Here is a 19,523-nt window from a genome sequence, read left to right as displayed (position 1 = left end):
AACTTTTAAATTTTTAAAAAGATTTAAAAAGAAGAAAAGGCGGGAATGTGCAATCAAATTTTGATTGCACATTCCCGCCTCCACAAGGATGACTAGAGATCAGATAGTTAATATTCAATCCATTAAAAATAATAGATTGAGCTTTCCATTTGAGAATGAGACATTCATGTCCCAGACTCATGAAGTTTAAAATTTACTGAAATGTATTTCTGATATTTTTTCAACTAAATATTTAGGTGTATAGGGCATATCTTCTTTTAACCAACATACAATTGTTCCAATGATAGCGGAAGATTCGTACCATAATTTTATATCTTTGTTTTTGGTATCTTTGCTTTGCTCTATACCGTTATATATTTTTGTTTCAATGATATTTAAAATTTCATTTCTAAAGCCTGGTAATTTATTAGAAACTAAAATCAATTTATAGAGACGGCTCTCTTTCTGTACGTGTGTTAAAAAATTAATGAGATTGTTCCAATTGTGTGAGTCATCTTCATATGCAGATAAATTTTCACGAACTGTATTCACTGTTTCAATTGCTAGTTTCTCTAACATATCAGTTAAATCTTTATAATGTGAATAAAAAGTAACTCTATTAATCATTGCTTTCTCACTTAACATATTGATTGTAATGCTTTCAACATTTTTTTCTTCTAGTAAATCAATTAATGCATTTTTAAGCATGTAACGTGTTCTTTCTATTCTTAAATCATGTTTCTTCATAAATATAGCACCTCAAACAATTTTTTGATTTTTGTCTTTTATTAAAGCTTTAATAAACGTAATGATTTAAAAGGTAAGTTAAACAACAAAAAACGATATTTTGTAATTTGTTTATCCGTTTGAACTCTATTATAATAGTTCATTGTTAATTAAACAACAAAGTGTAATTTAAAAATGAAGGAGTCTTAATAGTGAGTAATCAAATTAATGTAAATAAATTTCCTAAAAAAATAATTATCACTATTTTAATTTTGGGAACATTTTTAACAGCTTTTAATCAAACTGTAATGAGTGTAGCAACGCCAGAAGTCATGAAAGATTTAAATGTTTCAGCGGCTACAGCGCAGTGGTTAACAACCGCCTATATGTTAGTCAATGGCGTGTTGGTACCAATTACTGCATTTTTAATGAAACGATTTACGACGAAACAATTATTTACGAGTGCAATGTTTTTATTCTTACTTGGTTCATTGATAGCAGCAATGTCTACTGATTTTACATTTCTGTTAGTCGGAAGAATGGTTCAGGCCTCAGGGGCAGGCATTATGATTCCGCTCTTGTATAGTGTAGTAATGATTTTATATCATCCGTCTGAACGCGGTACGGTCATGGGTATGGTTTCTTTAGCAGTATTATCTGCACCAGCCATCGGACCAACTATTTCAGGTTATGTTATTGATGCACTGTCATGGCATTCACTATTCGGTATTTTAGTACCTGTATCACTTATCGTTATTGTATTAGGATATTTCTTCCTAGAAAACGTAACTGAAACACAGAAAGACAAAATTGATTTAACGAGTATGTTATTATCAACAATCGCATTTTCACTTATATTATATGGCTTTAGTAGCCCAGGTGAAATGGGATGGACAAGTAATATCGTGATGATTTCATTTGTAGTTGGTATTATTTCACTGATTCTATTTGTTGTAAGACAATTGAAAGCTACAAATCCATTCTTGGATCTAAAAGTATTTAAATACGGCACATTTACATTAACGAATATTATTAATATAGGCGTTACGATTATTATGTATGCCGATATGATTTTATTACCTATCTATTTACAAAATGTACTTGGCTATTCGGCTATGGAATCAGGTGTATTCATGCTTCCTGGTGCAGTGTTAATGGCTGCGATGAGTCCGATAGCAGGTAAATTATATGATTTATTTGGCGCAAAATGGATTACTATCGTAGGTGTTATCATAACTATTGTCTCAACAATACCTTTTATGGACTTGTCACAAGACACGAATTACTATTATTTATTAGCGGCAAGTACTGGAAGAAGAATTGGCATGGCCTTACTTTTAACACCAATTCAAACTGCTGGTTTAAATGTAATACCAAAAGAATTAAGCGCGCATGCTTCAGCAGTATGGAATACAATCAGACAAATTGCTGGCGCGATTGGCACCTCATTGCTTGTTACAATTATGACTATGGGTTCAAACAATTATATTACCGATCATGCTAGTACATCTAAACCTCAAGAACAATTAATGCTTCTAGCAAATATTCAAGGTATCAATATTGCTTATTTTGCCATTATTGTAGTAGCTGTTGTCAGTTTAGTACTATCCTTTTGGATTAAAGAAAGTAAAGCTATAAAGGAAGACTAATTTTATAAAATGAACTTGATTAAGAGACGTTTTGTTTCAATAAGGTGTCTCTCAAAGCGTCAACAAAGTATTCAACTTTGTTGACGCTTTTTTTGTGCTGACTTCACGCGAGCATAGTTGGTATTTTATTAACTAGTCAGAAGTCGGCCAAAATCACTGTTTAAAAAAGAGTGCATAAGGAAACAATCAGAAAATTGTTAACTCAGGGTATTTGTTGAATTCCAATTTATACTCTGTGTTTATTTTTTAAAGAACAGTAGAAATCTTATAGTTAGCAAAAACATTAAGATCTTCTAAAAATGTATTCAGGTGCTTATTATTAGGGAATCGGCATTCTAGCAAATAACAACCATCACCTATTATTTTGTAATTATGTAGTATATAAATGGCTTTTGTATCGACAAATGTTAAAAAAGGTTGGTGCGATATTTTATTCATGTAAATATGTATAAAAGCATGAATAGCACAATCTAAACTTTCCTGGTTCACTTGAATTGTATAGTTCTGAATGACACCATCACTTTCTAATTTAGAGACTCGTGTGTTCACAGCTTGACCAGTTAAATTAACTTTTTGACCCAAATCTTTCATTGTAATTTTAGCATTTTGTTAAAGTTCATTAATAATCATCTTATCAGTATTATCGATAGCCATATAAGTCACTCCTTTTTCATTTATCAAGCAAATACGGCAAAACTTTTTCACCAAGTTATGTATTATTCATGGCTTTACTAATAGAATAAAAGTATCACATAAAGGAGGAATTGTAATGAATATAACTCATGTAAGAAATGCGACACTTATTATTGAATATGCAGATAAAAAGTTTTTAATAGATCCAATGTTGGGAGAAAAAGGCTCATTTCCACCATTTCCGAATGCACCTAGAGATGATCAAAATAATCCTTTAGTTGAATTACCTATGTCAGTAAATGAAATCATTACAGGTGTGGATGCAGTCATTTTGACACATTTACATTTAGACCATTTCGATGAAGCAGCTCAAAAAATATTACCAATAGATATTAAAATTTACACACAGAACAGTGAAGATGCTGAAGAAGTAAAAAATGTTGGTTTCACAGATGTTGAAGCTTTAAAAGAAACAAATCAATTCGGAGGTATCCAAGTAATTAAAACACCAGGTCAACACGGTCGCGGTGATATAGTAAAAAGTGCAGGTAATGTCTGTGGTTTGATATTCCAACATGATAATGAAAAATCATTATACATTGCTGGAGATACAGTTTGGTATGATGAAGTTGGAAAAACTTTAAAAACTTATAGCCCTGAAATTATAGTGGTTAATGGTGGAGATAATCAATTTAATGAGGGTGGTTCATTGGTTATGGATGAAAATGATATTTATGAAGTTGCTAAGTTAATGACATCCTCTGAGATTATCGTCATTCATATGGAAGCTGTAAATCATTGGAACCTTTCGAGAGATTACTTAAAGCAATTCGCAAAAGAAAACCAATTTTCATCACAACTTAAAGTACCAAACGATGGAGATAAATATACTTTTTAAATAATAAAAATTAAATCTAAAAAAGTATCTACTATACGAATACTACGGAATCTGATCTTAAGAAAAGCGTGCAAAAAAATGCCGACACAGTTGGAAACTTTGTCGACACTCTGAGACACTTCTTTTTAAAAGAAGTGTCTCAGTTGTTTTTCTGATATTTACAGATTACATTTTATATATCTAGTAACTCAAATTGTTTTATTTGTTTTTCAATACTTGTAGGTTTAGTATTTTCTTTTTCTTCCTTGCGCATATTTTTATGTTCTTCAACATGTGCTGGACGTGACACCCATGCTTGGAAATTCTTTTTTTCATTCCATTTCGATACAATAGAGTATGAAATTTTAGACTTTGTTTCATTTTTCCAAATTTCCACGTCTATTAAACCCTCATATCCTGAAAAATCTTCTTTAGCATGGCTGATTTTGTTATCCAAAATCGCTCTATCTTCTAAAGAAGCTGTAAAATTAGCTTGTGCTATGAACATATATTTCATTCCTCCTTAACGATATTGATTAATTTTAGCAAAAATAAAAAGTTAAAACATATGAAATGCATTAAATTAATATTCTATGATTAAAACAATCGAAATTAAGTCAGTGTTTGGTTTTTTAGATAATTGGGGAGGGTCCTTCTTTCATAAGCGTTTTCCTTTTTGAAACAAAATTTGAAATGTTAAGAGCACTTTTTAAAAGAGGTGCCTTTGTACTATGTTTATTAATTGAAGTTAATACTCTCCATATTCTCTTCCATAGGCTTCCATCATATCTATAATTGGAATAAGAGCTTTACCTTTGTTTGTTAGACTTCTATTTAATAATATAAAGAATGTGTGAAGACAAATGGATACACATTACTCGTTTGAATTCATCATCGTTAAATTACCTTGCTTCAAAAAATTGAGCTTAGCGGTAAGCTTCTCATCAATATCATATAACTCTTGAATTTTATTTCTAATTTCTTGTTGGTATTGTTTAATGTAATTTTCACTTTCTTCAACAGTTAAATTTTGCATACCTATGATTTGGTTTGAGTCGATATCTAGTTTTTTTAAATATTTTACTAATAACAACCAATTAAGATTTTGTTCAGTATATTGACGATAGTTACTCTTGTCTCGTGCTATATTTGAAATAATACCAATTTTTTCATAATAACGGAGCGTATCTTTCGTAAAGCCTGTATGTTCAACGATTTCTTTCGTTTTATAAAATTTTGCGTTCAATGTTAATTCCCCCTTGCTATGGAGTTGGCTCCATAGTATACAGTAATAATTATAAAAATGAAAATAGAAAGAAGATGGGGAAATAAAATGAATTTAGAAAAAATAGCAGTAATTACAGGTGGTACTTCAGGTGTTGGTAAAAAAACAGCAATTGATTTAGCTAAAAAAAATATGACCGTTTTATTAATTGGTAGAAACAAAGATAAAGGTGAAAAAGCGGTAGATGAGATCATTAAATTAACAAGGAATGTCAATATAACATTTCATTCAGTTGATTTAACAAATAAAAAGGAGATTGATGAATTTGCAAAAACAATTGTAAAACAAGAATCAAAAATTGATGTTTTAGTTAATGCTGCCGGAGCGCTTATAAAAAAAGAAGAATTAACAGAAAATAATTATAATAAAAATTATGTAGTAAATTATTTGGGGCATTTTTGGCTTACAGAAAAATTATTACCATTGTTAAAAAATGCTGAACAAGGCCGTATTTTAACAGTAGGTGGATTACCCATTTTGGTTAATCGAGGGTTAGTTAAATTACCTTATATTGATGAAATACGTAATAGTAAAAGCAATAAGGTAAGGCAAGCATTGACCTCTAAAGTATTATACACACTAGCATTATCTCAAAGATTAGAAGGAACTTCTGTAACGGCTAATATATTTCATCCTGGCTATGTTACTGATTCTAATTATGCTATGCCTACATCTTTAATAGGTCGTTTTGTATATAAAGTATTTGGTAGAATTTTGACATATATTTTCAATATGGTATCAGAACCAAATCCAAAAATAGGATTAAAACTAACATTAGATAATTCACTTTCTAGAACGACTGGAAAGTTCTTTAATGAAAAAGGGAAAATTGTACCATTATCTAAGCGTTACAGTCAGGATAAAATTGATAAAATATGGGAAAATAGTCAACAATTTTAAAGAAATCGACCATCTACAAAGATTTAAATTTTAATGATTCTGTGTAAGAATAATATTAGATTTTTTTCGACATTCTGAAGTTCATCGAATTAATTACCGTGAATCTGTTTTATTGTCCTAGTTTCATTCCTACAATTAGTTAATTACTAGTAATTAAAAAAGGCATAACCAAATAGCCTTTATGATTTATTTGTATAAACTTATGATTATTTTAGTATGGTGACTTAAGATAATCATACTTTTTATTTTCAGTAACTAAATAATGAATTGTTTTCAATAGACGGTTCATACAAGCTAAGAAAGCAGTCTTATGAGAGTTCTCATTAGGCTGCTTTCTTAATTTATAATAATAATCGCCGCTGTTAACTCCCTTGTATCAAAGATAGAAATAATATTTTGGAAGGAATTAAATTATCTTGCTAAATCAATCATTTCATTATCTAGCTTATTCTTCTATTAAATAGAAAATTTTAATTGTTGAGTAATAATTTGAATGTTTGGACTAAAAATGATTGCGATTCTAAATTTTTATATTAATAACTTACGTTAGCGTCTTCTAAAAGCATGTGCAAATTCACAATTTATATACGAATGATGTTTTATAGGATAGATGCTTATCTGACATTAGAACTTGGATGTTAAATTTTACAGAACTAGTTTTTTATTAAAATTAAATGTTGCAATGCTAGTAGGGAATGTTTATTATTAAATTGTCGAAATTTTCAGAATGGAGCTATCTAAGATGAATCAAACAATGTCATTTCTAATGTTTTATTTTAAAATGCTGTTGAACGATAAAATCACAATGATATGGACCATTGTATTACCTATCATTTTAGCATTAATTAGTTATTATCCTAATGGCCCTTCAAACTATACAATTTTAGAGAAGCAAACTTTTATTTTTTCATTTTGGGCTTTTATAGTTACTATTACCTACCTTAATGGTGTGGGCATGCAAATTTCTAGGATACGAGAAGAAGGATTATTGAAAACTTTTGTTATGATCACTGGAAAAAAGTACCCTTTCATTCTTGCTATTGCAATTTCGCAGTGTTTGTTATCGATGATTTCAATATTTATATTTACAATAGTGCTTGGTTTTTTAATAAACATACTAACAATTAGTATAATTATTAAACTTGTGATTTTTATAATTATAGTGGCTCCATTATCTTTGTTTTTTATAGTCTTATCATACGTACCAGTAAAAGTAGATACGCTATCAACGATAGTTAATATGTTTACTTTGCTATTATTTTATGTGACTAATAACACCCAAAATAATTTCAAGGGTTTTGAGTGGCTAAACCCACTATATTTTTTTCAACAAATAGCAATTAATTTATTAACATTCTCAAATTTTATTAATTTCATCTCTTCGATTGTAACTATAATATTCTATACATTATATGTAGCTATAGGCATTATTTGCATGAAACACATTGATATAAATTCAAAAACAAAGAGGTAGATAATGTGATGTACTATGTTAAAAATTTAAGTTATAAATATAAAAAAAATAATGAAATGACTTTAAAACAAGTGAACTTTGAGATTAAACCGGGGATGTTGAATGTGTTGGTAGGTGAAAATGGCTCAGGAAAAACTACTATAATGGATTGTATCACTAAAAGTTTAAATTCAGATTTTGATAACAATTTTCCTAAAATAAACGAAATACTATATATGACACAAAATATTTTTTTTGCCCCTTCTAATAGTGGTAAAGATGTGAAGAATTTAATAAAAGGATTATTGTCTAAAAAAGTAGTGGATAATTTTGACGAAATGCTTGTAGCTAGTTTAAGTGAAAATGAGAAAGAAAAATATAACCATTTGTTGAATATAAACATGGGTGAAATGTCTGTCGGAGAAAGGAAGTGGTTATACCTTCAATTATTCTCAAAAATAACTAAAAAACTATATTTATTTGATGAACCGACGAGTGGGGTGGATCCAGTATCTAGAAAATTAATAATGAAGAGATTAGAGAGTTTAGTTAGACATAATCGTCAATGTTTAATTTCAACTCATCAATTACAAGATTTACAACATATTAAAACTAACATTATCTTTCTTCATAATGGTTGTATAGTGTATCAAGGAGATTTTCATGAATGGCTAAAAATCAATGGAACTAATAACCCTGATATCGCTTTCGAAAGAACAATAAATTGAAAGTCAATTTGATATAATCGGTAATGAATGTTTTAACTATCAGTTTCACGGATATTTAACTCAATAAACTTATCCTATAAGCAATGTATGATAATTATTTAAAGATATGAGCTATAGACAGACTAGGCATCACTGAAATTATTGCAGTGATGTCCTTTATTTTGTGTTTTGTCTATTTTGAATATTTTCTTGCTCTTTCTTAGCACCGTTCAATATTTCATCTATATGATAAAAGCCATTTACAATGATGATAGAGAGAATAATTAATCCAAAGCCCTTTAACCAACTTTTGGGAGACGTAGGCTTTTGTCTCTTTGAAAAAAATATGCTGATTAACGTTGCAACTACAATGATTACGAATAGATATACCGTATAACATCTTCCTTTTTATAAAAAAATAAATGTTAATACAATTAAATTAACATTGAAATAATATTAACATAAATAGATGTTTTTTCAACGTTCTCCAAAACATTGAATTTAAGAATAATATTCTCCCAGTTTCATTATTTGTTTAGCTCTATGTGTTTATATTAAAATAAAGTGCGATATAATTTAATATGAAGTTAATACATAGGAGCTGTTCAAGCGATGAAGTGGATTTTATTTGATAAAGATGGCACGTTAATATATTTTGACGGGAGTTGGATGAAGATTGGCTTGCAACTCGTCGACGATTTCATGGAAGCATATAAGGACGATATCCATGATATAGACGCAGCATATAAGCATTTAGGTATTGTAGATGGAGAAATTCAACCTGGCACAATAATGGCGTCAGGCGCTTTAGAAGAAATGGTCAAAGCGTTATGTGATATTGCTGGTCAGGACGTTTCTAAGTGGGCACAAAAGAGAAGCCAAACACTTGTTGATAATAGAGTGCCAGAAAATGTTCTGGTAGAAGGCATTTATGAAACATTGGAGACGCTACAAAATCAAGGTTATAAAATGGGGATAGTAACAAGCGATTCTAAAAAAGGTGTAGAACAATTTTTAGAAGCAACTGAATTTGACCATTTCTTTGATGTAGTCATATCTACGGAAGCTAATGTAGTTGAAAAGCCTAATCCAGAAGTGCTTAATCCCTTGTTTAACAATTACGACGTATCACCACAAGATGTAATCATCGTGGGTGATACGGCCAATGATATACAAACAGGTGTAAATGCTAAGTTAGGCCTTACAATCGCTGTATTAACAGGCGTAGGCTTAGAACAAGAACTTAATAAAGCTGACCATATTGTAGATAACGCGAATCACGTTCTCGGGATATTAAATCAATATGCGTAGTTTACAAATTGTGTCATAATATACGTATCGTATATTATGACTTTTTTCTTTAATATAAACATTGAGGTGATTGAATGATTGATGGAAAATACGCAGATTATAAAGGCGAAACTTATAAAGTAGTTGAAATTGTTGGTAACGAATTGGTGCTAGCTACAGAAGACGAAAAGGCATTGGAACATGGTTTTGAAGCACAAACAGCAAATCAATCAGCGCATACATTATATTTCAAACATATCCCGAGAGACGATGTTGATGAGCTTTATGCATTATTTCAAGAAGCAAGATATGAAGGTGCCGTTTTTGATTTATATCAAGATACAGAACAACAGCTTTATATTGGGACAGAAGATCAAGATAAAGCAAGTACATTTGGATTAGATCAAACGGATGAACATTATTATAGTAAGTATGTGACAGAAGACGAAATTGAAAAAATAATCTACCGCAGACATATTGAGTAGTACATTGTTATAGCAATGAAAACGGAGTGAGACATAATAAATGTCCCACTCCGTTGTTTTACAGCTGTTTTTTCTCATAGATGATTTTTGTTTAAATGATGGAAGTAATTTGGCCAACTTCTGGCGAGTTAATAAAACGCTAGTAAAAGACTACAGAATGAAGTTTTATCATATATAGTGAGTACGAAATAAAAAGAAAAGCCGAAACTGAAATCAAGGAAAATATACACAAAAAAATGCCAACAAAGTCAGATGCTTTGTCGACACTCCATTTGTAATTGTATTAGCGTTGATCCACTTTACGATGTGTCTCAATGATATGACGAATCTTATCAATGACTGGATTTAATGAGTCTGGATCTTCATGTAAATCATATTCATTAATGTTCACACGTACAACAGGACATGCATTAAATTCACTAATCCAGTCGTCGTAACGTTTGAATAGTTTTTGCCAATATTCTGGGTCAGTTTCCATTTCCATCTGACGACCACGTTGTTTAATGCGATCAATGACTTCATCGTAATCACATTCTAAATAAATCAATACATCTGGTTTAGGGAAATAAGGCGTCATGACCATGGCGTTAAATAATTCAGAATATGTTTCAAAGTCTTCTGGGCTCATTGTACCTTGTTCTTCATGCATTTTAGCGAAAATGTCGACATCTTCGTAAATCGAACGGTCTTGGATGAAACCACCGCCATATTCAAACATGCGTTTTTGTTCTTTAAAACGTTCAGCTAAGAAATAAATTTGTAAGTGGAAACTCCAACGCTCAAAGTCGTTGTAAAACTTATCGAGGTAAGGGTTATGGTCCACGTTTTCAAATGAAGTTCTAAAATTCAGGCGTTCGGCTAAAGCTTTTGTTAATGTTGATTTTCCTACGCCTACAGTACCAGCGATAGTAATCACAGCATCTTGAGGGATACCGTATTTATTCATGCATTTGTCCTCCAATCAGTGGTTTCACTAATTCTAAAATATAATTATAATCATCATTAAGTTTAACGAAATCAAGGTGTGTCGTGTCAATACGAATGACGCGTTCTCCGTCAGCTTTTAACGAATTGTAATAGGCATTGTAATCACGCTTTAAATTAAGTAGGTAGTTATCCTCAATTTGATGTTCAAAACTGCGATTACGTTGTGCTATACGTGCTTTTAAAGTTACTAATTCTGCATCTAAGAAGATGATGATATTAGGCATTTCTAGATCTTCGGTTAAAATATCATAAATTCTTGAGAATTTACTGTATTCGGCACTCGTTAAGGTATTATGTGCGAAAATTTTATTTTTATAAATGTGATAATCACTCACGATACCACTTTCATTTGAAACAAGATCTTGGAATTGTTTGTAACGATTACATAAAAAGAACATTTCTGTTTGGAAACTCCATTTAGAAATATCTTCATAGAAATCTGATAAAAAAGGATTTTCATTTACAATTTCTTTTTCTTCATAGTAATTGTAAGTTTGACTAAGTTTGTGTGCTAAAGAAGACTTTCCGACACCAATCGGGCCTTCAACAGCAATAAATTGTTTTTTCATATTTACCGCTCCAATGTTAAAATAGACAATAAATATTGTACCATATGTGAGGTGTAAGACACATGACAACTGACCAAAATTATATGAAAATTGCGATTGAAGAAGCAAAAAAAGCAGGGGACATTGGTGAAGTGCCTATTGGTGCTGTCATTGTTCGAGATAATGAAGTGATTGCAAGAGCACACAATTTGCGAGAATCATCACAAGACCCAACTGCTCACGCCGAGCATCTTGCAATTCAAAAAGCTGCTGCTGTCATCGGTAGCTGGCGTTTAGAGAACTGCAGACTTTATGTCACGCTAGAACCATGCGTGATGTGTACTGGAACCATTGTAATGAGCCGGATTCCATATGTGATTTATGGAGCTAAAGATCCGAAGGGCGGCTGTGCAGGTAGTCTCATGGACCTGTTACAAGAACCAAGATTTAATCATCGGGCAACGGTTCAAACGGGTGTATTAGAGGAAGCGTGTAGCCAATTATTAAAAACATTTTTTAAAAATTTAAGAAAAAATAAAAAACTCATACAAACAGCCGATAATACAAATCCCTAAAGATTTGGTAGAATATGAGTGTGTTACAAATTTGTGGCAAATGAGAATGGTGTGTAATTAAGATTGTGTTATCGATCATAGAAGGAAACGAGGTAAATTAATGATAAAATTAATTGCAACAGATATGGATGGTACATTATTAAATGCGGCACATGAGATATCAGAAGAGAATATTAAAGCGATTCAATATGCGCAATCGCAAGGCATAACAGTAGTTATTGCTACGGGTCGTGCTTTTTATGAAGCGAATTCACCAGTGAATCAAACAGATTTGAAAGTGCCTTACATTTGTTTAAATGGTGCAGAAGTGAGAGATGAATCTTTTAATATCATGAGTACATCTAAATTGAATCGTGAGTTAATTAATAGAATTACAACAGAGATGGATAAAGAAGATATTTATTATCAAGTTTATACAAACTTAGGTATCTACACTGAAAACCCTCAACGCGATTTAGAAATATATATAGACATTGCAGAACGAGCTGGTCAAAAAGCAGACGTAGAAAAAATCAAAGCTGGTATTCAAAAACGAATTGATAATGGTACTTTAAAAGTTGTAGATAATTATGACAAGATTGAAGATACGCCTGGAGAAATCGTCATGAAAATTCTTGCTTTTGATAGTGATTTAGAAAAAATTGACCGTGCAAGTGAAAAACTAGCAGAATCAGAAAGTCTTGCAATTTCTTCTTCATCGAGAGGTAATATTGAGATTACACACTCAGATGCACAAAAAGGTATCGCGTTAACAACGATTGCAGAGCGTCTTAATATAGATATGGAAAGTGTTATGGCAATTGGTGATAACATGAATGATATTTCTATGCTAGAGCGTGTAGGTTACTCTGTAGCGATGGATAATGCAACGCCTGAAGTTAAAGCAGTGTCTAAGTATTCTACAGACACAAATGAGCAAAGTGGCGTCGGAAAAGCGATTATGAAATTGCTCAAAGAAAATAATGAAAATTAGTATGAGGAGAAGTGTATTATGAAAGGTTTAATCATTGTAGGGAGTGCGAAATTAGGTTCACACACAACAGCGCTATCCCAATATTTAAAAGGACATTTTGAAGAACATGATTTTGAAGTTGACATTTTTGATCTAGCAGAAAATCCAATTCATCAACTTGATGTTTCAGGTGCTTCTAGTCCAAGTGAAACATATAAAAATAATTTAAGTACATTACAATCTAAAGCGAGAGAAGCGGACTTTTTCGTCTTAGGATCTCCAAATTATCATGGTTCATACTCTGGTATTTTGAAAAATGCTCTAGATCACTTAACTATGGATGATTTCAAAATGAAACCTGTAGGTCTTATCGGTAATAGTGGCGGCATCGTAAGTTCAGAACCATTATCACATTTACGTTTAATTGTACGTACGTTATTAGGTATTGCAGTGCCAACACAAATTGCTACGCATGATACAGATTATAAAAAATTAGACGATGGTACATTATATTTAGATAATGAAGAATTCCAATTACGTGCTAGATTATTTGTAGATCAAATCATTTCTTTTGTTAAAAATAGTCCTTATGAACATTTAAAATAAGTTGAATGATTAAAATATAAAAAATAACTGTTAAGTTTCTACATAGAAGCCTAACAGTTATTTTTAATTTGTTCTATTGTTGGGTTGATGGATTTAAAATAGAAGTTACAATTGTATGATACTGTTCTAGAATCGATTTTATCTTAGATAAATCGATATTATGTAAATGAATGCAGCGCTCATCATATGCATCTCTAGATTTTTTTAATAAACCCAGCTCAATGAGATTGTTGATTTGTATTGAAATCGGTGTGTTTTGACTATATAGCAGTCTTTTGAGTTCTACTGCTTCAATACTTTCTTTGTTAATATAAAGTAATTTATCCAATATAACAATTTCATTAAATGTAAGGTTCAAATTTTGTTTGATTACTTTTTTAATTAAGCTTCTCTTTTCTTCGTAAGTTATCATATTCATGTCATCACCACATTAAGTTATTTTTGCTTTGTTGTATTATCTTGAAATTTTGAATGCCTTCTATAATAGGTTGTTTGTTATTAATTTCATAAGGGCTTACACCTTTGATTGCTTGGAAATAATAAATATAATCTTTAAGTGAATGGAAATGATACTGTCTCCATACAAAATCTAAAGCATCGCCATTTAATAAAGCACATGCTGAAAAGTGAATTTTTGAAGCAATGATGTAGTTTGATAAGGTACAAGACATAAGTGCTGAAAATTCACGCGATAAAAAGCTGTTATTCACAAAAAAATGATGCGCAATATCCTGGCAGTTTAATTTTCTTTCACAGTTGTGACTAATATATTGAATAACGTCTCTAATCAACACATGTTTAAAATTTCGTTCAGATTCAGAGCGGAGAGTTGTATCTATGGTATTAAAATAGGTGGCTTCAATTAGAAATAATAATTTTCGTTCTATATCTGAAGTAATTGATTGATTTAAAATAGAAGCAATGACGTCGTTATAAAGTGTTTTTAAATCGGGACTATCTTTATCCATTATATTATTCTCATTTTGAGCGTACGTATTCGAAATTTTATAATAATAGTAATTATTTATAGATAGACATAATAACGTGCCTTCAAAGTTGATATCATTAATACATTCATAATCATGAATATAAAATATATCTCCTGTACGATAATGTTGAAAATCGTTATTTTTTAATATTGTAATTGCTCCATCAAAAACGAAATAGATATTAAAAAAATGGTTAGTACGTAAACATTTAAAATTGGATTTTTTATTATTATATATCTTTAAATCATAATCCATTATTTATTTCACCACACCGATATACTAAGGAGCATCTCCTCTATAATAATTTTAATACGAAAAGTGTATGTCGGACATTAACAAAATTTAACTCTTGATACACATTATTTTAAAATTAATATGTGAGTTTAGATTTTAGAGTAAATAATTTAATAGTAACCATTAAAATTTTACTTTTTAATAATTAAAAACATAACTTCAAATAGATAATCTAGAAAAATTGAAATAACATTTACTAGAGATATTCAAATTTTGAACAAAAAAAGAGTACTAATAAATATATATTAGTACTCCTATAATAAATAAAGCGTATGAGTTAAATTGTATTTAACTATTTATGGTATTTTAATTTAGCGAAAGCATCGTGCTGGTGAATAGATTCTTCATTGCGACATTCTATTTCAAAACCATCAAGCCACTCAAAACCTACTAAATCTGCAGCAATAAGACGGATAAGGTCTTCTACAAATCTTGGATTTTCATAAGCGTGTTCTGTAACACTTTTTTCATCAGGACGTTTTAAAATAGGGTATAACATAGAACTCGCATTAGCTTCCATTGCATCTAGTATGACTTCTTTATAATCACCTATTAAATCAACATCTTTATTTAGAAAAGCTTTTACAGTGATGATACCACGTTGGTTGTGTGCTGAGTATTCGCTAATCTCTTTTGAACAAGGACATAGTGTAGTGACCGCAGCTTGAATTGTAATCTCTTTACGCGTTACGTCATCTTTATCAATCGCTAAACCATAAGTTACATCGGCATAACCAACAGCTTTGATTTGAGTGACTGGGCTATAACGGTCGAAGAACCATTTAGCTGAAACATCTAAACCAGCAGCGTTTTGTGCCATGCTAACTTGTAAACTACGTAATAATTGATAAAGTGCGTCAAAATTTAATTCAATGCCATTATTATAGTGCTTTTCGACACTTTCTAATATACGGCTCATATTAATGCCTTTTTCGTCTTGATTTAAACTCGTTGAAAAACTAAAGTTTCCAGCAGTTTGGAAACGATCTACAAGTACTGGGTAAACTAAGTTTTTAATGCCTACCTCTTCGATTTCAAATAAGAAATCTTTATGTGTACTTTGTAAGTCTTTCATATTTTCTTTTTCAGTTGGTTTCGTACCTTCGATAGGGTCAACAGAACCAAAGTGTTTCCATCTGCCTTCTCTAGTAGATAAGTCAAATTCTGTCATGCTATTGCCTCCACTTAAGATTCAAAGTTATAAGTCCAATAAGGTTCTACTTCTAAGAAACTGTGTGCTTCTCCAGGTACGTCAGGTGTTGCAAGTGACTCTAAGAATGGACCTGTTTGAGATGCATGTGCTTCAAATGTACGTAGTTTAACCTCTTTATAATCACTGATCTCATTTAGAATGTCTGGTGCACCTAATTTTTCATGTGCGTCATTACTAAATGCTACAAGCTGTAAACGTGGTCTTTCAGATTCTGGCATACGACCAACCGTTCTCACAACTGCTTCTGCAGTAGCTTCATGGTCAGGATGAACAGCAAACTGTGGATAGAATGAAATGATGACAGATGGTTGTAATTCATCAATGAGGGATTTAACCATTGCATCCATTTCATCATGTGGTTCGAACTCTACAGTTTTATCTCGTAAGCCCATTTTACGTAAATCAGTTATGCCTATTGCTTCCATTGCTTTTTCTAATTCTTTTTCACGAATATCTGGTAATGTCTCACGCGTAGCAAAAGGTGGATTGCCTAAATTGCGACCCATTTGTCCGAGTGTCAAACATGCGTACGTGACTGGCACTCCATTATCGATATAGCGTGCTAATGTGCCTGCAGATGAGAACGATTCATCATCTGGATGTGGAAAAATTACTAATACTTGGCTTTCCTCTGCCATGATACGCCCTCCTTATGCTTTGAACGGTTGAGTACTAATTTCTAAAGCAGCAGCTAATTGACCTTCATAGTTAAAACCTGCTAGAAGAAACTCACCATTCTCATTCACTTCATAATGTGTTAATCCTTGAACATAGACCCAACCGCTATCTTTCAATTTAAGACCGACACGGAAAGGATCTTTGTTGCCACCTTTAAGTTGAGCGTGCTCGTAAGTCACTTGAATATTTCTCAAAAAAGTTCCCGCATTAAATACACGTTGGTCAAAGTGAGCAGCATATGCACCATTTGTTGTTTCAACATGTAAGTATACAGGTTTATGCTCGTATGAAGAAAGTAATGCTTGTACTTTCTCAATGTTTATTTGTTCCAAAATTTTGCCTCCTTGCTTCCAAACCCAACATTACAAAATTCAATTATTTATATTTACTTAACACAATAGATTTCGATGATATAAGTCTATACTTTAGTGTAAACCGACTCGTATACATTTTCTACCAGAAAAGTGAATTTTATATCTAAGAATTGTATTTTATATTTTGATTATCTCTTCATTCTACTAAAAAGCACAGCAGAAATGTATCACTCTGCTCAATTTATAGTAAAAAGTCTCAACTTAATAGTGAAATAGGGCTGGAATCCAATTCCTGTTAAAAATATATAAAAGAAGTATAATGCATAAGTGTCACAACATTTATATATAATTTGCATAATAATTAATTTATTATGACTGTAGTTTTAACAATAAAACATAGAATTAACATAGGTATTAACGGGTATCTTCGTTTTAAGTAGAGGATGTACAGTATTTATCATGTTATTTTACGCGTTTAATATATAAAACTAAGGGTAAATAGCTTAAGTGCAACATTATGATAGTAAGTTAAGTCACAACGATGGCTCTATAATTTAATTCAAGAAGGGATGATCATTTTGGAATTACAACTAGCAATTGATTTATTGAATAAAGAGGAAGCGGCAAAACTTGCGAATAAAGTTAAAGATTATGTAGATATCGTAGAAATTGGTACACCAATCGTTATTAATGAAGGTTTACCAGCGGTTCAACATTTAAACGATAATATAGAAGGCGTAAAAGTACTTGCAGATTTAAAAATTATGGATGCTGCAGACTACGAAGTAAGCCAAGCAGTTAAATTTGGTGCAGACGTAGTAACAATTTTAGGCGTTGCAGAAGATGCATCAATTAAAGCAGCAGTTGAAGAGGCACATAAAAGTGGTAAAGAATTATTAGTTGATATGATTGCAGTACAAGATCTAGAAAAACGTGCTAAAGAGTTAGATGATTTAGGTGCAGACTATATCGCTGTGCATACTGGTTATGACTTACAAGCTGAAGGTCAATCTCCTTTAGAAAGTTTACGTAAAGTTAAATCAGTTATTTCTAATTCAAAAGTAGCTGTTATTGGTGGTATTAAACCAGATACAATTAAAGAAGTTGTGGCAGAAGAACCAGACTTAGTTGTTGTTGGTGGCGGTATTGCTAATGCAGACGATCCAGTTGAAGCTGCTAAACAATGTAGAGATGCGATTGAAGGCAGATAATATGACTGAAATTACAAATTATCGCTTAATATTAGATGAATTAGACCATACACTATCGCACGTAAAAGATAGTGAAGCAAAAGCGTTTTTAACACAAGTGGTTGAAGCGAATCAAATATTTGTTGCAGGAAAAGGTCGTTCAGGCTTTGTAGCAAATAGTTTTGCAATGCGTTTAAATCAATTAGGCAAATACGCGCATGTTGTGGGTGAGTCTACGACGCCGTCTATTACTGAAAATGACTTGTTTGTTGTTATCTCTGGGTCAGGTTCGACAGAGCATTTAAGATTATTAGCAGATAAAGCTAAATCTGTAGGTGCGGAAGTTGTATTATTGTCGACAAATCCGGCTTCAGCGATAGGTGAGCTTGCAAATGTAGTTATTGAATTACCGGCAGGGACGAAATATGATGCTGAAGGTTCAGCACAGCCCTTAGGTAGCCTATTTGAACAAGCATCACAAGTGTTTTTAGATAGTATTGTTTTAGATTTAATGACTGAGTTAAAAGTTGATGAAGAAGCAATGCAACAAAACCACGCAAATTTGGAATAACCAAAATATAAGTGTTAATAAAAGTAAAAAGAGAGAGGAAACTAAATTTTAGTTTCCTCTCTCTTTTTATTTCTATATATTAAAATTAATCTAAATGAACTCTATTATGCTCTTCCATACTATTTTCTTTTGTCATATCTACACATTGTTTGCATGTTATAAAAGCGATTATTGCAAGTGAAGCTAAAATATTAATAGTTAAAAGTTTTTTCATTTTAATCATCCTAACTGTTTAATGTTTTTATATATTAATTACAAGGCACTAAAATCGTTTTTGACTCGTTGTTTTTAAAAAATGCACAATAAATATGCGTGATAAAAATTTTTTGTATGTTACCTTTTCCCTGATGTTCAATTGTTAATCAAATTCAACTTTAACGTCATTGTCATAGCTATGTTGAACAGGTGGTTGATAACAAAGTGCATAGTAATGAGAATTTGATACTACAATTTATTTTAATATTAATAATAATAAATTTAAAAACCATAGAAGAAGCTTAATTAGAACATATAAATGTATTTTAAAATAGCAACGAATGATTATAAATAAAACAAATAGGGGATACTATAAAAAAATAGTTTAGTCACCTTTAGACTGTTTTTACGTAAATCTATGACAATT

24 protein-coding genes and 1 pseudogene are annotated in these 19,523 nt (G+C 31.2%); 12 read left to right on the top strand and 13 right to left on the bottom strand.

Going from position 1 to position 19,523, the window contains the following annotated elements; all coding sequences use genetic code 11:
• Nucleotides 1-186 precede the first annotated feature (186 nt).
• Nucleotides 187-726 (bottom strand): TetR/AcrR family transcriptional regulator, encoded by a 540-nt coding sequence (locus tag ACP3TL_RS09640; protein ID WP_069832585.1) that lies wholly within the window; start codon nt 724-726, stop codon nt 187-189.
• Between the two features lie 191 nt (nt 727-917).
• Here ACP3TL_RS09640 and ACP3TL_RS09635 point away from each other — a divergent pair, with 191 nt between their 5' ends.
• Entirely contained in the window at nt 918-2,354 is a 1,437-nt protein-coding gene (locus tag ACP3TL_RS09635; protein ID WP_081325297.1) for a DHA2 family efflux MFS transporter permease subunit, read from the top strand.
• A gap of 246 nt (nt 2,355-2,600) precedes the next feature.
• On the opposite strand, the gene ACP3TL_RS09630 is transcribed toward ACP3TL_RS09635, so the two are convergent.
• Nucleotides 2,601-2,951, bottom strand: a complete 351-nt coding sequence (locus ACP3TL_RS09630) for an Lrp/AsnC family transcriptional regulator (RefSeq protein ID WP_256092661.1) — start codon at nt 2,949-2,951, stop codon at nt 2,601-2,603.
• Nucleotides 2,952-3,123: 172 nt separating this feature from the next.
• Here ACP3TL_RS09630 and ACP3TL_RS09625 point away from each other — a divergent pair, with 172 nt between their 5' ends.
• Nucleotides 3,124-3,885, top strand: a complete 762-nt coding sequence (locus tag ACP3TL_RS09625; RefSeq protein ID WP_069832587.1) for an MBL fold metallo-hydrolase — start codon at nt 3,124-3,126, stop codon at nt 3,883-3,885.
• Nucleotides 3,886-4,057: 172 nt separating this feature from the next.
• Here the strand turns inward: ACP3TL_RS09625 and ACP3TL_RS09620 are convergent, their stop codons facing one another.
• A complete protein-coding gene (locus ACP3TL_RS09620) occupies nt 4,058-4,372 on the bottom strand; it encodes an antibiotic biosynthesis monooxygenase family protein (protein ID WP_069816955.1) in 315 nt (104 codons plus the stop codon).
• 366 nt (nt 4,373-4,738) lie between these two features.
• Nucleotides 4,739-5,110: a MerR family transcriptional regulator gene (locus ACP3TL_RS09615; protein ID WP_069832588.1), complete on the bottom strand. Its 372-nt coding sequence runs from the start codon at nt 5,108-5,110 to the stop codon at nt 4,739-4,741.
• 87 nt (nt 5,111-5,197) lie between these two features.
• On the opposite strand from ACP3TL_RS09615, the gene ACP3TL_RS09610 reads away from it, so the two are divergent.
• Nucleotides 5,198-6,049: an SDR family NAD(P)-dependent oxidoreductase gene (locus tag ACP3TL_RS09610; RefSeq protein ID WP_069832589.1), complete on the top strand. Its 852-nt coding sequence runs from the start codon at nt 5,198-5,200 to the stop codon at nt 6,047-6,049.
• A gap of 211 nt (nt 6,050-6,260) precedes the next feature.
• Here the strand turns inward: ACP3TL_RS09610 and ACP3TL_RS09605 are convergent.
• Nucleotides 6,261-6,404 (bottom strand): annotated as a pseudogene (locus tag ACP3TL_RS09605) (IS110 family transposase); the annotation flags it as partial.
• Nucleotides 6,405-6,791: 387 nt separating this feature from the next.
• Here ACP3TL_RS09605 and ACP3TL_RS09600 point away from each other — a divergent pair.
• From ACP3TL_RS09600 to ACP3TL_RS09585, 4 genes are all read left to right on the top strand, one after another.
• Nucleotides 6,792-7,523, top strand: a complete 732-nt coding sequence (locus ACP3TL_RS09600; protein ID WP_069832590.1) for a hypothetical protein — start codon at nt 6,792-6,794, stop codon at nt 7,521-7,523.
• Nucleotides 7,524-7,531: 8 nt separating this feature from the next.
• Nucleotides 7,532-8,230: an AAA family ATPase gene (locus ACP3TL_RS09595; protein WP_069832683.1), complete on the top strand. Its 699-nt coding sequence runs from the start codon at nt 7,532-7,534 to the stop codon at nt 8,228-8,230.
• A 591-nt stretch (nt 8,231-8,821) separates the two neighbouring features.
• Nucleotides 8,822-9,520 carry an HAD family hydrolase gene (locus ACP3TL_RS09590; protein ID WP_285326035.1) on the top strand — a complete coding sequence of 233 codons (699 nt, stop codon included), beginning with the start codon at nt 8,822-8,824 and terminating at the stop codon, nt 9,518-9,520.
• Between the two features lie 74 nt (nt 9,521-9,594).
• Nucleotides 9,595-9,984 carry a hypothetical protein gene (locus ACP3TL_RS09585; protein ID WP_069832591.1) on the top strand — a complete coding sequence of 130 codons (390 nt, stop codon included), beginning with the start codon at nt 9,595-9,597 and terminating at the stop codon, nt 9,982-9,984.
• Nucleotides 9,985-10,267: 283 nt separating this feature from the next.
• Here ACP3TL_RS09585 and ACP3TL_RS09580 read toward each other — a convergent pair whose 3' ends face one another.
• Nucleotides 10,268-10,930, bottom strand: coding sequence for a deoxynucleoside kinase (locus ACP3TL_RS09580; protein ID WP_021339560.1), 663 nt, complete (start codon nt 10,928-10,930; stop codon nt 10,268-10,270).
• Nucleotides 10,923-11,540 carry a deoxynucleoside kinase gene (locus ACP3TL_RS09575; protein WP_069832592.1) on the bottom strand — a complete coding sequence of 206 codons (618 nt, stop codon included), beginning with the start codon at nt 11,538-11,540 and terminating at the stop codon, nt 10,923-10,925. The genes ACP3TL_RS09580 and ACP3TL_RS09575 overlap by 8 nt, the downstream gene beginning before the upstream one ends.
• A gap of 62 nt (nt 11,541-11,602) precedes the next feature.
• Between ACP3TL_RS09575 and tadA the strand changes: the two genes are divergently transcribed.
• The 3 genes from tadA (at nt 11,603) to ACP3TL_RS09560 (ending at nt 13,652) form a co-directional block, all read left to right on the top strand.
• A complete protein-coding gene (gene tadA, locus ACP3TL_RS09570) occupies nt 11,603-12,094 on the top strand; it encodes a tRNA adenosine(34) deaminase TadA (RefSeq protein ID WP_285326036.1) in 492 nt (163 codons plus the stop codon).
• 100 nt (nt 12,095-12,194) lie between these two features.
• Nucleotides 12,195-13,067, top strand: coding sequence for a Cof-type HAD-IIB family hydrolase (locus ACP3TL_RS09565; protein WP_069832594.1), 873 nt, complete (start codon nt 12,195-12,197; stop codon nt 13,065-13,067).
• 18 nt (nt 13,068-13,085) lie between these two features.
• A complete protein-coding gene (locus ACP3TL_RS09560) occupies nt 13,086-13,652 on the top strand; it encodes an NADPH-dependent FMN reductase (RefSeq protein WP_069816979.1) in 567 nt (188 codons plus the stop codon).
• Nucleotides 13,653-13,725: 73 nt separating this feature from the next.
• On the opposite strand, the gene ACP3TL_RS09555 is transcribed toward ACP3TL_RS09560, so the two are convergent.
• The 5 genes from ACP3TL_RS09555 to ACP3TL_RS09535 all read right to left on the bottom strand — a co-directional run bounded on the left by ACP3TL_RS09555 (nt 13,726) and on the right by ACP3TL_RS09535 (nt 17,158).
• On the bottom strand, nt 13,726-14,070 hold the full coding sequence (locus ACP3TL_RS09555) for a transcriptional regulator, SarA/Rot family (protein ID WP_069832595.1): 345 nt from the start codon (nt 14,068-14,070) through the stop codon (nt 13,726-13,728).
• 4 nt (nt 14,071-14,074) lie between these two features.
• Complete coding sequence (locus tag ACP3TL_RS09550; protein WP_069832596.1) at nt 14,075-14,896, bottom strand: transcriptional regulator; 822 nt, start codon at nt 14,894-14,896, stop codon at nt 14,075-14,077.
• A 331-nt stretch (nt 14,897-15,227) separates the two neighbouring features.
• Complete coding sequence (gene folE2 / locus ACP3TL_RS09545; protein ID WP_069816985.1) at nt 15,228-16,106, bottom strand: GTP cyclohydrolase FolE2; 879 nt, start codon at nt 16,104-16,106, stop codon at nt 15,228-15,230.
• A gap of 14 nt (nt 16,107-16,120) precedes the next feature.
• Nucleotides 16,121-16,786 carry a bacillithiol biosynthesis deacetylase BshB2 gene (gene bshB2, locus ACP3TL_RS09540; protein WP_069816988.1) on the bottom strand — a complete coding sequence of 222 codons (666 nt, stop codon included), beginning with the start codon at nt 16,784-16,786 and terminating at the stop codon, nt 16,121-16,123.
• A gap of 12 nt (nt 16,787-16,798) precedes the next feature.
• The gene (locus ACP3TL_RS09535) at nt 16,799-17,158 is read right to left on the bottom strand and encodes a YojF family protein (RefSeq protein ID WP_069832597.1); all 360 of its coding nucleotides are present in this window, start codon (nt 17,156-17,158) and stop codon (nt 16,799-16,801) included.
• Nucleotides 17,159-17,718: 560 nt separating this feature from the next.
• Between ACP3TL_RS09535 and hxlA the strand changes: the two genes are divergently transcribed.
• Nucleotides 17,719-18,351, top strand: coding sequence for a 3-hexulose-6-phosphate synthase (gene hxlA / locus ACP3TL_RS09530; protein ID WP_069816992.1), 633 nt, complete (start codon nt 17,719-17,721; stop codon nt 18,349-18,351).
• A gap of 1 nt (nt 18,352) precedes the next feature.
• Entirely contained in the window at nt 18,353-18,901 is a 549-nt protein-coding gene (gene hxlB / locus ACP3TL_RS09525; protein ID WP_069832598.1) for a 6-phospho-3-hexuloisomerase, read from the top strand.
• 85 nt (nt 18,902-18,986) lie between these two features.
• Here hxlB and ACP3TL_RS09520 read toward each other — a convergent pair whose 3' ends face one another.
• A complete protein-coding gene (locus ACP3TL_RS09520; protein WP_256092374.1) occupies nt 18,987-19,115 on the bottom strand; it encodes a hypothetical protein in 129 nt (42 codons plus the stop codon).
• Nucleotides 19,116-19,523: the final 408 nt, after the last annotated feature.

Source organism: Staphylococcus caseorum, from assembly GCF_049943195.1.
Lineage (GTDB): Bacteria > Bacillota > Bacilli > Staphylococcales > Staphylococcaceae > Staphylococcus > Staphylococcus equorum_A.
The sequence above is the reverse complement of the archived record's forward strand: the minus strand, read 5'-3'. Positions and strand labels throughout refer to the sequence as shown.

Bases quoted from the DNA above. Each gene is read 5' to 3' on its own strand.
- ACP3TL_RS09640 (WP_069832585.1), bottom strand. From the start codon at position 726: ATGAAGAAACATGATTTAAGAATAGAAAGAACACGTTACATGCTTAAA.
- ACP3TL_RS09625 (WP_069832587.1), top strand. From the start codon at position 3,124: ATGAATATAACTCATGTAAGAAATGCGACACTTATTATTGAATATGCA.
- ACP3TL_RS09620 (WP_069816955.1), bottom strand. From the start codon at position 4,372: ATGTTCATAGCACAAGCTAATTTTACAGCTTCTTTAGAAGATAGAGCG.
- ACP3TL_RS09610 (WP_069832589.1), top strand. From the start codon at position 5,198: ATGAATTTAGAAAAAATAGCAGTAATTACAGGTGGTACTTCAGGTGTT.
- ACP3TL_RS09600 (WP_069832590.1), top strand. From the start codon at position 6,792: ATGAATCAAACAATGTCATTTCTAATGTTTTATTTTAAAATGCTGTTG.
- ACP3TL_RS09595 (WP_069832683.1), top strand. From the start codon at position 7,532: ATGTACTATGTTAAAAATTTAAGTTATAAATATAAAAAAAATAATGAA.
- ACP3TL_RS09590 (WP_285326035.1), top strand. From the start codon at position 8,822: ATGAAGTGGATTTTATTTGATAAAGATGGCACGTTAATATATTTTGAC.
- ACP3TL_RS09585 (WP_069832591.1), top strand. From the start codon at position 9,595: ATGATTGATGGAAAATACGCAGATTATAAAGGCGAAACTTATAAAGTA.
- ACP3TL_RS09580 (WP_021339560.1), bottom strand. From the start codon at position 10,930: ATGAATAAATACGGTATCCCTCAAGATGCTGTGATTACTATCGCTGGT.
- ACP3TL_RS09575 (WP_069832592.1), bottom strand. From the start codon at position 11,540: ATGAAAAAACAATTTATTGCTGTTGAAGGCCCGATTGGTGTCGGAAAG.
- tadA (WP_285326036.1), top strand. From the start codon at position 11,603: ATGACAACTGACCAAAATTATATGAAAATTGCGATTGAAGAAGCAAAA.
- ACP3TL_RS09565 (WP_069832594.1), top strand. From the start codon at position 12,195: ATGATAAAATTAATTGCAACAGATATGGATGGTACATTATTAAATGCG.
- ACP3TL_RS09560 (WP_069816979.1), top strand. From the start codon at position 13,086: ATGAAAGGTTTAATCATTGTAGGGAGTGCGAAATTAGGTTCACACACA.
- ACP3TL_RS09555 (WP_069832595.1), bottom strand. From the start codon at position 14,070: ATGAATATGATAACTTACGAAGAAAAGAGAAGCTTAATTAAAAAAGTA.
- ACP3TL_RS09550 (WP_069832596.1), bottom strand. From the start codon at position 14,896: ATGGATTATGATTTAAAGATATATAATAATAAAAAATCCAATTTTAAA.
- folE2 (WP_069816985.1), bottom strand. From the start codon at position 16,106: ATGACAGAATTTGACTTATCTACTAGAGAAGGCAGATGGAAACACTTT.
- bshB2 (WP_069816988.1), bottom strand. From the start codon at position 16,786: ATGGCAGAGGAAAGCCAAGTATTAGTAATTTTTCCACATCCAGATGAT.
- hxlB (WP_069832598.1), top strand. From the start codon at position 18,353: ATGACTGAAATTACAAATTATCGCTTAATATTAGATGAATTAGACCAT.
- ACP3TL_RS09520 (WP_256092374.1), bottom strand. From the start codon at position 19,115: ATGAAAAAACTTTTAACTATTAATATTTTAGCTTCACTTGCAATAATC.